This window comes from Mesorhizobium newzealandense (assembly GCF_042682145.1).
GTDB lineage: Bacteria > Pseudomonadota > Alphaproteobacteria > Rhizobiales > Rhizobiaceae > Mesorhizobium > Mesorhizobium newzealandense.
This window is the reverse complement of record NZ_JBHUGZ010000001.1, coordinates 187,875-200,799: the sequence shown is the minus strand read 5'-3', so window position 1 is coordinate 200,799 and position 12,925 is coordinate 187,875. Positions and strand designations below refer to the sequence as shown.

Here is a 12,925-nt window from a genome sequence, read left to right as displayed (position 1 = left end):
GCTTCGTGAAAACGGGAGGACAACATGGATCTTGTTACTGGGCTGGCCGTCGTCATCGGCATTATGGGTGGCATTGCGACATGGGCGGCGATCACGATCGGCAATCCCTATCTGCTGATCTGGGCGGTGTTTGTCGGCTGGGGAAGTTTCTATCACTGTGGCGGCAAGGAAGCCGGGTTCAAGAACTCAGCGGTTGCAAACCTGTGGGGCGCGATCTGCGCGGCCGGCGCCTTGATCGCGCTGACGTCCATTGGCGTTACGGCGATCATGGCCGGCATTTGCGTCGGCATTTCAATCATAGTCCTGATCCTCGCCGCCAAGCTGCCATTGCTGAGCGCCATTCCGTCAGCGGTCTATGGCTACGCAACGACCGCAGCACTTTTTCTGCTTGCTGCCGCTGCCTACGGCGAAGGTGTCGGCGGCATCATCAAGGTCGCTGCCGCCGTGGTGATCTCGCTGATCATCGGCAACATCCTCGGCTACGTCTCGGAGAAAGTGACCGGTGCCGTCGTGAAGGCCTGATCATGTCCGCGACCGCTGCCTGAAGGCAATTTCGGGCGACGAATTTCCCCAACCCCGCGGCGCGAATGCCGCGGGTTTTTTGTTGCGAAGGAGCTGGGCCCGGTTCGCGACGCGGATTTCCGCTGAGCGCCAACCGTCACAAGCCCATTCTTTCACATCCCCAAATACTCCATTTCGGAATTCGTCATTCATTCGCGGGGCGGGCAGACATATCCATGTCCAGTGACCAACGGCATTCACTCTCAGATCCACCAGGATTGATGAGCGCCCGTTCTGGTCTTTCTCGTGAGGCGGCAGCGACCTTCGCTTCGTTTCAACGAAACAAGGTCGCACGACCAACGAAAGGTTTCAAAAATGTCTATGTCAAAATGGGCCGCCACCGCCGCGGCCATTGGCTTTCTCTCGGTTGCCACCTCCGCATTTGCCAGCGACGCTGATGTCTATGGTCCCGACATCACTCTGTCGCAGGCCAAGCAGGTTGCCGCCGGCGCTGTCAAGGAATGCGCAGCCAACAAGTGGCTCATGGCCATCGCCGTCGTCGATACGCACGGCGCCCTGGTCTACTATGAAAAGGCTGACAACACCGAGGTGGCGAGCGCCCAGATCGCCTTGGACAAAGCGGCTTCGGCAGCCGTCTACAAGCGTCCGACACGCGACTTCTTCGACGTCACGGCCAAGATGGGGCCATTCATGCTGAACATGGACCACGTCATCGCGGCGCCTGGCGGTATTCCGGTCATGAAGGACGGCAAGATCATCGGTGCGATCTCGGCCAGTGGCGGCACGGGCGCGCAGGACGAGCAGTGCGCCAAGGCCGGCCTCGCCGGCTTTTGATCCTCTTTTTTCGCGATGACTCCCGACGGAGCCGCCGTACTCCAAAGGAACATTTGAAATGATGAATCTCAAATCGCTGGGCAGCCGTCTTGCCGCGGCCGCCGCGCTTTCCGTTGCGCTTGCATTGCCTTCCCTCGCAAACGCCGCCGAGCTTTACAGCGGAAGCAATTCCGATGTCCGCACGGTTCTCTACTACAAGGCTTCGACGGCTGCGCTCTCCAAATTCCTGCCAGCGGGCTGGGAGCTCAGCCCGTTCACAACAGCACCGTCCGCCGGCGCCAACCTCCAGGTTGAATTTGTGGACCAGCTTTATGCGGTGGATCCCAAGGGTACGGTCGGGGCTCCGTACCGCTACGTGCTTTTCGGCATCCCTGTTCACAAGACGGGAAGCAGTGAGAACGTGCTGATGTTGTTCGATGGCCTTTCGCGAGGCGGAGCCGGTCCTTACGGCATCGCCGAAACCGCTGCCGACGACATCAATCGTGGGGTTCGTTACAGCTCGAGCCCGACGGCGGTGAGCGAGGCCTGGAATTTCGAAGGTGGCGGTGAGAAGGTTTCACTGCAAACGGAATTCGAACGTGGCCCGGTGACCCTAGAGAAGGGCGACAGTCACGTCTACTCGCAGCTCAAGCCGGAATTCTCGCGCATCTATCGCTACAATGAGGCTATTGACGTTGTGAAGTCCGGCGACGCAAACCGTCTCCGCAGCCTGTCTTTGAAGGCCGAAGGTGGAAAGTTGACCGCGGTGTTCGACGGCAGCGAGAGCCTTGTCGCGGTCGTATCGTTGCCCGTCTATTCCCGCGACATCTTTGTTCCGCAGCCCTGAGCACCGCTTTCCTTGAAGGGCGGCGGCCACCCAACAGGGGGCCGCTGCCCTCCAAGGTTCCACCGCGCCGGTGACCGTCTCGTTTCAGGCACGTGTTGGGTCGGGCCTGTTCTGCTTCATGAACGCTATGAAGGCAGCAAGGGCTGCAGGAAGTTGTCGGCGGCTGGGATAGTACAAGTAGATCCCGGAGATCTGCGAACCCCACCCCTCGAGGACAGGCACGACGCGCCCCGACCGAAGCTCGTCCTGCAGAAGAACGGCTGGCACCAAGCCGATTCCGGCACCTCCGGCAATCGCACTGGCAACCGCACGAAGATCGTTGGCCACAACTTGCGTGCCGGCGACGGGTTCGGCCTTCTCAGCCCCCTTGTGCAGGGTCCAGGGTCGGATTGTGCCGTCCCACGGGGATCGCAGGCGAATGCACCAGTGATCTGCCAGCGCGCTGGGCGCGCTGGGCTCGCCATGAGCCAGCAGGTAGTCTTTCGTGGCAAGAAGAACTTCGTTGAAGGGATCGGCGATCCGAACGGCGATCATATCCTTCTCGATGCGTTCTCCGACCTGAATGCCCGCGTCGATGCGGTGTTCCACCAGATCGAGGTGAAGATCATCGACGAGGATTTCGAGCTCGATTTCGGGGTGCTTTGTCAGGAAGCGGCCGATAAGAGGGGCTATCAGGACGGTCGTTGCCGTCCGTGAACCTAGAATTCTAAGTCTTCCGCCCGTAGCGCTACGGAACTTGTTCAATCCGTCGAGGACACTGTCCAGTCCGCTCAATATCGGGCCTATGTTGGTAAGAAGCTCTTCGCCCGCCGCGGTCAACGACACGCTGCGGGTGGTTCGTGTGAGCAGTCTCACGCCGAGCTTCTCTTCCAGACCCCTCAGCGTCTGGCTGAAGCTGGGTAGCGACACCCCCAGTGCGGCGGCGGCCCTGGTAAAGTTCAACTGCCGAGCAGCCTCCGCGAAAGCGATGAGCTCCCGCAATTCCGGCTTGTGCATTTGTCTTCCTCGCTGGGGCTGCCCGGTGCAGCGTCGCAGGCCGAGCCTTCTGCCAAGCGCGCTTCGGAATGGCAAGGTTAGGCACGACATTGTTTGGTGGGCCCAAAGGGCCCATTCCGCAATCGATAATTCTAACGGCTCATACGTTCAGTTACCTCCTGTTGCGAAACGAAGGCGCTCGGGCAACTCCAGGTCGGTGCCCAACTGCGACCAAGGAGCTTCCCGGTGAAGACGAAATTGCTGGTTTCCGCTGCGATGATCGGTCTGGCACTCAATCTTGCGCCAGCATTCGCCCAGGAGGGCACGTGGCAGATGGGAACGCCGATGCCAGAGCCTCAGAGCGAGAATTCCAGCGCCGTGGTGGGCAATCAGTGGTTCGTCATTGGCGGCATCGACGTACCGGAGGTCATGCCCGTCGGCACGGTCGTGATGTACGACGAAAATACCAGGACCTGGGCGAAGAGAGCGGCAATGCCCGAGCCGGCCCATCATACTGCAACTGTGGCTTGCGACGGCAAGGTGTACGTGTTCGGTGGTTTCGTCGGAGCGCCGGGCACCAAGGAATGGCAACCGACCGCTGATGCTTTTGTCTACGATCCGAAGACCGACAGTTGGTCCAGGCTTCCACCCATGCCAACTGCCCGTGGAGCGGCGGCGGCCGTGGTGCTCGACGGAAAAATCTACGTCGTCGGCGGGGCGCATGCCCATGAGGATGGCCGCGACATGAAGGAGCCGCTTTGGGCCGACGTTCCCAACATCGTCGGCAGGACTGTCGAGGCCTACGACCCCGCATCCAACACCTGGACAAGCCGGGCGCCCATGCAGACCGGCCGCAATCACTTTCTCGCCGCTGCTGTCGGTGGGAAGATTTATGCGATCGACGGTCGAATTGGTCTGCCCTTCGTGACCAAGAGCGACGTGACCGATCTGGTCGAGGAATACGATCCCAAATCCGATTCCTGGACCTACAAGGGCCGCTCCCCCACGCCGCGGGGCGGGGTGTCGGGCAGTGCCTATGGCGGGAAGATCTATGTGACGGGCGGCGAGTACCAGGACCCGGCGGGCAAGCGCACATTCTGGGCTTTTGAGGCCTACGACCCCGCAACCGACACGTGGCAGACCCTACCGCATATGCAGATTGCCCGCCACGGCTTCGTAGCCGGTTTCATTGGCAGCGAGTTCCATGTCGCCGGCGGCTCATTCCAATCCGACGGCATGCCGGGGATCAATGCCCAGATGAACACCCATGAGTTCTACACCGTACCCAAGTAGTTCAATTTGATGCCGATGCCGGTCGTATTCGGACTGGTCCCGGCAGGCAGGAGGTCAGACCGCGCACGGCTGTTCGTAAGGCAGCGCAAAGCCTCCGGCGGTATCGCAGGCTAGAGGAAGCCGCGCCGGATCCCGTATTGGCCGAGCTTGCGATAGAGCGTCGGCCGTGAAATGCCGAGCCGCAGTGCGACCTTGCTGAGATTGCCGCCCTCCGCGACAAGCGCATTCTTGATCGCCTGGCGTTCCGCATCCTCGAACGAGCACACCGGCGCTTCGAGCATGGCTGCGGGATGGTCGCCGTGTATGCTGTTGCGATTGCCCGCGCTGATCTCTCCGGGAAGGTCCCGCAGTTCGATCGCGCCGCCGCGCGCCAGTATGTGCAGGCGCTCCATCAGGTTCTTCAGTTCGCGCACATTACCCGGCCAGCGATAGGCCAGCAGCGCATCGAGCGCGTCGTTCGAAAACGCCAGCGGATCATTGCCTGCCAGCTTTGCGATCTGTCGGTTGAAATGTTCGACCAGCAGCAGCACGTCGTCGCCGCGATCGCGCAAAGCCGGGACATGAATCGAGACGGCGCCGATGCGGTAATAGAGATCGCTGCGGAAGCGCCCGGCGGCGACTTCCTGCTTGAGGTCGCGATTGGTCGAGGCGACCAGGCGCACGTCCACCGGCCGCCCCCTCGAGTCACCGATGCGGTGGACCACGCGCTCCTCCAGGACACGCAACAGGAAGGGCTGGATTTCGAGCGGCAATTCGCCGATTTCATCGAGGCTGAGCACGCCGCCATTGGCCTGTTCGAAGATGCCCGGCTTGCCGTCACGCGAAGCTCCGGTAAAGGCGCCGGCGACGTGGCCGAACAATTCGCTGCCGAACAGTTCCTTGGTGATCGCGCCGCAGTTCATGGCGATGAACGGATCGTTTTCGGTGCGCCGGCTGCCGGCATGGACAAGCCGCGCAAACAGCTCTTTTCCGACACCCGTTTCGCCTTCTATCAGCAGCGAGGTGACACCGTTCGACCCCGCCACCCGGGAGGCGACATCGACGGCAGCCAGCAGTTTCTCACTGTCGCCGACGATCATCGCCGCGGCTGCCTGCAGGTGCTTGTTCACCTGCCTGCTTGTCACCGTCATGCTGGAGACGGCCGGGACCGAGGGAAACACCAGGGCCGCGCCACGCAGGTCGCCATCGAGCTTTAGCGGCGTGACATGGCAGGACCGCAGATGCGCCGGCAGCGCGTTGGCGAGATCGGTATCCGAGCCGGAGGCCGGCAGGTTCATGAGCCAGCGACCGCGGCCCGGTTCCATCGGGCCGTCCATCATCTCCGTCGCGTCGCCATTGGGCACGTTGTTGCAGAAGATCGCGCGGCCACGATGATCGACGATCACCAACCCGTCCTTGCGGCGGTAGCTGGGTGCCGAGGAAATGAAGGCTTCGAGCAGGCGCGTGCGCTGTTCCTGCTGCTGCTCGGCCAGTGCCTTTTCGATTTGCCTGGCGGTGGCGGCGACGAGCGCCGTGTTGTGCGGGCGGAAGATCGGCGAATAGCCCGACAGGTCGACGACGCCGATGATCTTGCCGTCCAGCGGATCACGGATCGGCGCGCCGGCGCAGGTCCAGGATTTGATGCCGGCGCAGAAATGTTCGGCCGCGTGGACGAAAATCGGTTCGCCGGTCCACAGTGCGGTGCCGATGCCATTGGTTCCAACGGCGTCCTCGTTCCATTTGCCGCCGATGCCCAGATGAATGTCCATGCCGTCATGCAAGGTCTTCTTGTCGCCGATGGCGTCGATCAGCACGCCGTCGCTGTCGGCGAGCACCAGCATCGCTCCCGTGCCTTCCAGCAACTGGCCAAGCGACGCGAACGATCGCCGCGCCGCCGAAAGCAGCTCGGCGTTGGCGCGGGTCAGGTATTCGATCTCGTCGCGGTCGCTGCTCAGCGGCGCTTCGATGCCTTGCGCGTTGATGCCGCCGGTGGCGCTGCGATACCAGGAATCGTGGATCAGGGAGCGGACGTGGACCGGATCGCGGGCGCTTGTCGGCTCGTCGGAAAGAAAGCTTTCCCAGGCTCGCATGGTGGCGCGCTCGTCATAGTCGATGTTGCCTAGAACCAGCTGTCCGGTGGCCATCGACGCACGCGTCGGAAGAGCATGGGTTTTCATCTGATCGGGCCGCTCGCGTGTCTCATTCAGTCATCACAGTACCTTTGAGGTATGCCATTTCTGTATGCTGTCGCGGATTGGACGTGCAAACGCCCGAATGCCGGTCGTCAGTCGATGCCGAGTTTGGCACCGATGTCGGCGGCAAGCTGCTCTTCGGTGTAAGTTTCGGTCAGCCGGGATCCATCCAGTTCGGCAAGTGCCTCGGCGATGGTTTCGTCGACCGGCGAGAAAAAGCCGTTCTGCTTCGTCGCCAGGACGAAGACCTGGTCCCCATTCCGGTTGCGGACATCGCCGATATGGTGAAGCTGGCGGCCGCTGTTCTGGTCCTTGGAGATCACGCGGCCATTCATGGTGACGCGGATGGACGGGCTCGCCTCAGTGGCGGACGCCGCGCCGCCGCCGACATGGATGATCAGGCCTTCCGCCTTGGGTTGCTGGCGTGGCTGCCTGGAGGCCGAGTAGCCGCCGCCGCTGATCTGGTCGGCAAGGCGGACGATGGTCGAGCGGTTCTGCTCGATCAATCGCTTGACCTGAACATCCTCGCGCCGCGGGCCGTCCCGCTTGGAGATGATCTCGACCATGAATCCTCCCAGATTCGCCCGGCATGCCGGGGGTGCGGCTCATTCTTCTTTTGTGCGAAGCCTACACCGCCTTTTGCGGGTTCGCCACCCCTGATGGATAGCACCAGAATTCACATTGCTGGTAGCAGGGGGCTGCTACATCCTGCTGCGGCACCCCCCAAGGAAAACGTACCGGGATGCGATGGCCTTCGATCACCAGCGCTGGTGCACGTAGGGCTTGATGTCCTGGTCGTAGATGTCCCGGATCTTGCCCATCAGTTCATCCGACAGGGGCGGAAGCTCCGCGGCTTCGGCATTGGAACGGGCCTGTGCGGGATTGCGTGCGCCCGGAATGACCACCGTGACCGCGTCGAACATCAGGATCCAGCGCAGCGCGAATTTCGCCATCGTCGTGTCGCCCAAGACAAGCGGCCGGATGCGTTCGACCGCCGCCAGTCCGACCTCATAGGGCACGCCTGAAAAAGTCTCGCCGACATCGAAGGCCTCGCCGTTGCGGTTGAACAGGCGATGGTCCGTTGTCTCGAACTTGGTGTCTGCCTTGAACTTGCCCGACAGCAGACCGCTGGCCAGCGGGACGCGGGCGATGACAGCCACATCGTTCTTCTTCGCCAGGTCGAAGAACATCTCGGCCGGCCGCTGGCGGAAGGCGTTGAAGATGATCTGGACGCTGACGACGCCGGGATATTGCATCGCCTTCAGCGCCTCTTCGACGCGCTCGACGCTGACGCCGTAATTGCGGATCTTGCCTTGCTCGACGAGACGGTCGAGGCGCTCGAAAACTTCCGGGTGATAATAGAGGTCGGTCAGCGGGCAATGCAGCTGCACGAGATCGAGCGTGTCGGCCTCGAGATATTTCAGGCTGCGGTCGACCCAATCGGTCAGGTTCTTCTGGCTGAACCCCTCGACGGTCTGCGCCGGCAGTCGCTTTCCGGCCTTGGTGGCGATGAACGGCCGCTCGCCGCCACGCTCCTTCATCACTCTGGCGATCAGCTTCTCGGAACGGCCGTCGCCATAGACGTCGGCGGTGTCGATGAAGGTGACGCCGGCGTCAAGGGCCGCGTGCAGGGCGGCCACGGCATCGTCGTCATTGACCTCGCCCCAGGCGGCGCCAATCGCCCATGAGCCAAAGCCGATCTCGCTGACGTCGCGGCCGGTACGGCCGAATTTCCGTGACTGCATGTCCTGTTCCTAACTGCGGCTTGGTGGTGATTCCTGATCTGCGGGTCGCCTTTTATCGCATGGCAACGCGATTGACATCCCGGTTCGTTAGATTTACCAGATAACAGGGTTGTATGACAACCCGGTAAGACTGCAATGATTTGGAGTCGGGAGGATCTCAAGTTGAAAACCGTTCTGAAAATGGGCGCGTCGGCGGCACTGTGCCTTGGCGCGCTTGCTCATCCTGCATTGGCCGAGGACAACATCGTCAAGATCGGTGTCGTCGCGGCGGAGTCGGGCTCGTTCGTTTCCGCCGGCCATACCTTGCCGGCGGGCGTCGGGCTTGCCGTGAAACAGATCAACGACGCCGGCGGTATCAAGGTCGGCGGCAAGACCTACAAGCTGGAAATGGTCAAGCGCGACGACCGCACCGACATCGCGACCGCAATAGCCGCCACCCAGGAACTGGTGCGCGACGTGAAGGTGCAGGCGATCTTCGGGTCGGAGACGCATGACTTCACGTTGGCCATGGCCAAGATCACCCAGCCGGCCAAGATCATCCATTTCGCCGGCAATTCGACACTGGCGAAAATATTGACGCCGGACTCGGTCAAGCCGGGCGGCGAGGATCACTACCTCTTCCAGTCCGAGCCGCAGGAGTTCCAGCGGTCCGGATCGACCGCGCGTGGCGTGCTCACGCTTCTCGAGCCGCTGCTCGGCTACAAGCCCAAAAAATCGGTCATGATCGTCGGCAACGACGCCACCGGCCAGTTCCTGTCGTCCTACTACTTCAAGGCGCTGAAGGCCGAGGGGCAGGATGTTCCCGACATCATCTTCTATCCGCCTGACACGACCGACTTTTCGCCGTTCCTGACCCGCGCCAAGAGCCTCAATCCGGATATCATCCACTTCTGGTACAATGGCGATTCAACGCTGACGGCACTGCCGCAGGCGCTCGAACTGGGAGCCGCCAAGAGCTACTTCCTGTTCGGCGTCGACCCCGGCATCTGGAAGGAGAAGCAGCTTTCGGCCGATGTGCCGGTGGCGATGAGCTGCGTTCCGGTCTGCTGGGGCGAGTCGTCCAACCCGAAAGCCAAGGCCTATTTCGACGCCTATTTCGCGGCCGGCGCGCCGCACGGCGTGACCTCGTCGGTGTCGCTGCTCTACCACGACTATGTCCACTTCCTCGCCGAAGCCTGGGAGAAGGCCGGCAGCTTCGATCCGGACAAGACGGTCGAGGCGCTGCTGACCCTCCACCACCAGGGCGTGGTCTCGGATGACCTGACTTTCAACCCAACCCACCAGGTCACCCATGCCACCGAGGTCTGCGCCGCAGCACCCGGTGGTGCGATCTCCTGTTCGATGCAGCAGCCGCCGGCTGAAGCACCGAAGAGCTGATCTGGCGAACCGACCTTGAGTTGGCGGCGTCACCCGCCGCCAACTCATTCGTCATACAGGCAGGTCCGAGTCGCCGGCCACCGCGTCAACAGCGCCATCAGGTCAACAGCGCTATCACTTCAACAGCGAATGCGAGCCGTGGATATTTTCATACAGCAGATACTCAACGGGCTTTCGATCGCCAGCGTCATCACGCTGATCGCCATCGGCGTGACCCTGATCTTCGGCCTGACCGGCATCATCAACTTCGCCCATGGCGAATTCCTGATGATCGGCGGCATCGTCACCTGGCTTGCCGTTAGCGCCGGCCTTGGCTTCCCCTTGGCGGTGGTGCTGGCGATCCTGGCGGTCGGGCTGATGGGCTATATCCTCGAGCGCGGCCTGTTCCGCTTCACCCTGGAGCGACCGACCAACGGCTTCATCGTCTCGCTCGGCCTCATCGTCGTGCTGCAGCATGTCGTCGTGCTGTTCTGGAATCCCAACCAGAAGAGCATTCCGCGCCCGCTGACCACGGTCTGGGAGGTCGGCGGCGTGCGCATCGCTTCGGTTCGCGTCATGGTCATCCTGATCACCATCGCCGTGGTGGCGCTCAGCTTCCGGATGATCACCGCAAGCCGCTACGGCCGCGCCTTGCGCGCCAGCGTCGAGGACCGCGATACGGCGGCCCTGATGGGCATTCCGGTGCGCCGCTACATCACCGGCGTGTTCGTGCTCGGCAGTGCGCTGGCCGGGCTCGGCGGCGCACTGCTGATCGCGCTGTTTCCGATCACGCCGTTCACCGGCGGCACCATGGTGATGAAGGGGTTCGCCGTGGCACTGATCGGCGGGCTCGGCAACATCTACGGCGCCGTCGCCGCCGGTCTCATCCTCGGCATCGTCGAGGGCTTCAGCGCCGGCTACGGCTTCTCGCAATGGACCGACGCCTACTCCTTCGCCCTGATGATCCTGGTGCTGATCGTTCGCCCGCACGGCCTGTTCGGCGGCACCAGCGGACCCAGGATGGCGTCATGAAGGAGGGCCTCCACCAGGATAGCGCCGGTTCCGGCCTCAAGGCGTTGCGATCCCTGCTGCCGGTGCTGGTCATCCTGGCGCTGATCGCTCTTGTGCCTCTGTTTTCGCCGAGCAACCGCTTCCTGTCGCTGGCGATCTCGGCCGGCATCAACGTCATCGCGCTCTACGGCCTGTCGGTGCTGTTCGGCCAGACCGGCATCCTGTCGATGGGTCACGCGGCGCTGGTCGGCGTCGGCGCCTATGCGGCGGCGATCCTCGCGCGCGACTTTGGCGTCGGGTTCTGGCTGGCGCTGCCGGCGGCGGCCCTGGCGAGCGCCGTGTTCGCGATGATCGTCGGCATTCCGTCGCTGCGCGTCGGCCGCCATCACTTCGTCATCATGACCTTCGCCTTCGGCCAATTGCTGGCCATCGTGCTCACCAATGGCGGCGACTATACCGGTGCCGCGACGGGGCTCGACCTGGCCGGCCCGGTCACCCTGTTCGGCGCCGATATGAGCGACCTGACGCGCTACTACCTGATGGTCGTGGCGTTCGTGACATCAGCGGCAGTGGCGAGCTGGGCGATCATCAACTCGTCCTATGGCCGCACGCTGCGCGCCATCCGGGAGAACGAGAAGCTTGCCGCCTCGCTCGGCATCAATGTCGGCCGCCACAAGATCGGCGCCTTCGTCGTCAGCGGCATCTTTGCCGGCATCTCCGGCGTGCTGCTGGCCTATTTTCTCGGCCACATCTCGCCGTCGCAGTTTTCCTCCTTTCCCAGCATCTATTTGGCGCTGATGGTCATGATCGGCGGCGCCCGCCTGATCGAGGGACCGCTCGCCGGCGGCATCCTTGTCGCCTTCCTGCCGGAAGTGCTCAACCTCGATCCGGTCCAGTCGCGCATCGTCTACGGCGTCTGCCTGATCGCGGTGATCATGCTGCTGCCCGATGGCCTGATCGGCGGCATTGTGCGCGCGCTCCGCGCGGCGTTTTCGGGCAAGCCGAAACAGCAGACGGAACAGCGCGACGCGACCCCTTCGGAGGCGCGGCGATGAGCCCGATCCTGGCGATCAGCGGCCTGAGCAAGCAGTTCGGCGGCGTCACGGCACTGGCAGGCGTCGACCTCGCCATCGAAGAGGGAGAAATCCTCGGCGTCGTCGGTCCGAACGGTTCGGGGAAGACGACGCTGTTCAATGTCGTCACCGGCGTCCACAGGCCGAGCGGCGGCAATGTGCTGTTTCGCGGGCAAGACATCACCGGCCTGGCGCCGCATGCCATATCGCGGGCCGGCATCGGCTACACCTTCCAGCAGGCGATGGCCTTTGGCGGGCTTGGCGTGCTGGAGAATGTCCAGATCGCCGGCGAGCATGTCCGGGCGAGGGCGGACGGTACCGCCAACCCGTGGCCGACACCGCAGGCGCTGCTCGATTTCGTCGGGCTGAGTGCGGTTGCCAACGAAAAGGCCGGCGTGCTGCCGTTTGGCAGTCTTCGCCTGCTCGGCCTTGCGCTGGCGCTGGCCACGCGGCCGTCGCTGCTCTTGCTCGACGAACCCGCCGCCGGCCTCAACGATCGCGAAACCACGGCCTTGGTCGGGCTTGTCCGCCAGCTTCCCGGCCACGGCATATCAGTCTGCGTCATCGACCACGACATGAAGCTGATGCAGATGCTGTGCCGGCGCCTCGCGGTGCTCGACTTCGGCTCCAAGATCGCCGATGGGCCGACCGAAGCGGTGCTTGCCGATCCCAAGGTGCTGGAAGTCTATCTGGGGGGCGATCTGTGAACCTGCTCGCCGTTTCCGATGTCGTCACCGGCTATGGGCCGACGATCGTCAACCGCGGCGTCTCGCTGACGCTGGGCGCGGGCGAGATCGTCACCATCCTCGGCCCCAACGGCGCCGGCAAGTCGACGCTGCTCAAGGCCATCGCCGGGCTGATCCGGCCGCGCGCCGGCAGCATCTCCTTCGATGGCGCCGAGGTGACCGGGCTTGCCGCCGATGTCATGGCCAGGCGAGGCGTCGTGCTGGTGCCGGAAGGGCGCAAGATATTCGTCGACATGACGGTCGAGGAGAATTTGCGTCTTGGCGCCTATGCGCGCCGCGACGATGCCGCCGTGGAAGCCGATTTCGCAACCATGCTGGCCTTCTTCCCGATCCTTGCCACCAAGCGGCGCGACAAGGGCGGCTCGCTGAGCGG

12 protein-coding genes and 1 pseudogene are annotated in these 12,925 nt (G+C 63.0%); 9 read left to right on the top strand and 4 right to left on the bottom strand.

Annotated features, from left to right (window positions below; translation table 11 throughout):
- The first annotated feature begins 24 nt into the window (after window positions 1–24).
- The 3 genes from ACFSOZ_RS00955 (at window position 25) to ACFSOZ_RS00945 (ending at window position 2,182) form a co-directional block, all read left to right on the top strand.
- Entirely contained in the window at window positions 25–522 is a 498-nt protein-coding gene (locus ACFSOZ_RS00955; protein WP_379092409.1) for a DUF1097 domain-containing protein, read from the top strand.
- 354 nt (window positions 523–876) lie between these two features.
- Window positions 877–1,356 carry a GlcG/HbpS family heme-binding protein gene (locus ACFSOZ_RS00950; RefSeq protein ID WP_379092406.1) on the top strand — a complete coding sequence of 160 codons (480 nt, stop codon included), beginning with the start codon at window positions 877–879 and terminating at the stop codon, window positions 1,354–1,356.
- A 58-nt stretch (window positions 1,357–1,414) separates the two neighbouring features.
- Entirely contained in the window at window positions 1,415–2,182 is a 768-nt protein-coding gene (locus ACFSOZ_RS00945; protein WP_379092403.1) for a hypothetical protein, read from the top strand.
- An 84-nt stretch (window positions 2,183–2,266) separates the two neighbouring features.
- Here the strand turns inward: ACFSOZ_RS00945 and ACFSOZ_RS00940 are convergent, their stop codons facing one another.
- Window positions 2,267–3,178, bottom strand: a complete 912-nt coding sequence (locus tag ACFSOZ_RS00940; protein WP_379092400.1) for a LysR substrate-binding domain-containing protein — start codon at window positions 3,176–3,178, stop codon at window positions 2,267–2,269.
- 225 nt (window positions 3,179–3,403) lie between these two features.
- Between ACFSOZ_RS00940 and ACFSOZ_RS00935 the strand changes: the two genes are divergently transcribed.
- Window positions 3,404–4,450 carry a Kelch repeat-containing protein gene (locus tag ACFSOZ_RS00935; RefSeq protein WP_379092397.1) on the top strand — a complete coding sequence of 349 codons (1,047 nt, stop codon included), beginning with the start codon at window positions 3,404–3,406 and terminating at the stop codon, window positions 4,448–4,450.
- A gap of 110 nt (window positions 4,451–4,560) precedes the next feature.
- On the opposite strand, the gene ACFSOZ_RS00930 is transcribed toward ACFSOZ_RS00935, so the two are convergent.
- From ACFSOZ_RS00930 to ACFSOZ_RS00920, 3 genes are all read right to left on the bottom strand, one after another.
- Window positions 4,561–6,573, bottom strand: coding sequence for a sigma-54-dependent Fis family transcriptional regulator (locus tag ACFSOZ_RS00930; protein ID WP_379092394.1), 2,013 nt, complete (start codon window positions 6,571–6,573; stop codon window positions 4,561–4,563).
- Between the two features lie 140 nt (window positions 6,574–6,713).
- Window positions 6,714–7,187: a hypothetical protein gene (locus ACFSOZ_RS00925; protein ID WP_379092391.1), complete on the bottom strand. Its 474-nt coding sequence runs from the start codon at window positions 7,185–7,187 to the stop codon at window positions 6,714–6,716.
- 192 nt (window positions 7,188–7,379) lie between these two features.
- Complete coding sequence (locus ACFSOZ_RS00920; RefSeq protein ID WP_379092388.1) at window positions 7,380–8,366, bottom strand: aldo/keto reductase; 987 nt, start codon at window positions 8,364–8,366, stop codon at window positions 7,380–7,382.
- A 162-nt stretch (window positions 8,367–8,528) separates the two neighbouring features.
- Here ACFSOZ_RS00920 and ACFSOZ_RS00915 point away from each other — a divergent pair, with 162 nt between their 5' ends.
- The 5 genes and pseudogenes from ACFSOZ_RS00915 to ACFSOZ_RS00895 all read left to right on the top strand — a co-directional run.
- Complete coding sequence (locus tag ACFSOZ_RS00915) at window positions 8,529–9,743, top strand: ABC transporter substrate-binding protein (protein WP_379092385.1); 1,215 nt, start codon at window positions 8,529–8,531, stop codon at window positions 9,741–9,743.
- Window positions 9,744–9,872: 129 nt separating this feature from the next.
- Window positions 9,873–10,754: a branched-chain amino acid ABC transporter permease gene (locus tag ACFSOZ_RS00910; RefSeq protein WP_379092382.1), complete on the top strand. Its 882-nt coding sequence runs from the start codon at window positions 9,873–9,875 to the stop codon at window positions 10,752–10,754.
- On the top strand, window positions 10,751–11,788 hold the full coding sequence (locus tag ACFSOZ_RS00905; protein WP_379092379.1) for a branched-chain amino acid ABC transporter permease: 1,038 nt from the start codon (window positions 10,751–10,753) through the stop codon (window positions 11,786–11,788). Before ACFSOZ_RS00910 ends, ACFSOZ_RS00905 begins: the two co-directional genes overlap by 4 nt.
- Entirely contained in the window at window positions 11,785–12,513 is a 729-nt protein-coding gene (locus ACFSOZ_RS00900; protein ID WP_379092376.1) for an ABC transporter ATP-binding protein, read from the top strand. Before ACFSOZ_RS00905 ends, ACFSOZ_RS00900 begins: the two co-directional genes overlap by 4 nt.
- Window positions 12,402–12,917 (top strand): annotated as a pseudogene (locus tag ACFSOZ_RS00895) (ABC transporter ATP-binding protein); the annotation flags it as partial. The gene ACFSOZ_RS00900 and the pseudogene ACFSOZ_RS00895, both read left to right, overlap by 112 nt.
- Window positions 12,918–12,925 lie beyond the last annotated feature (8 nt).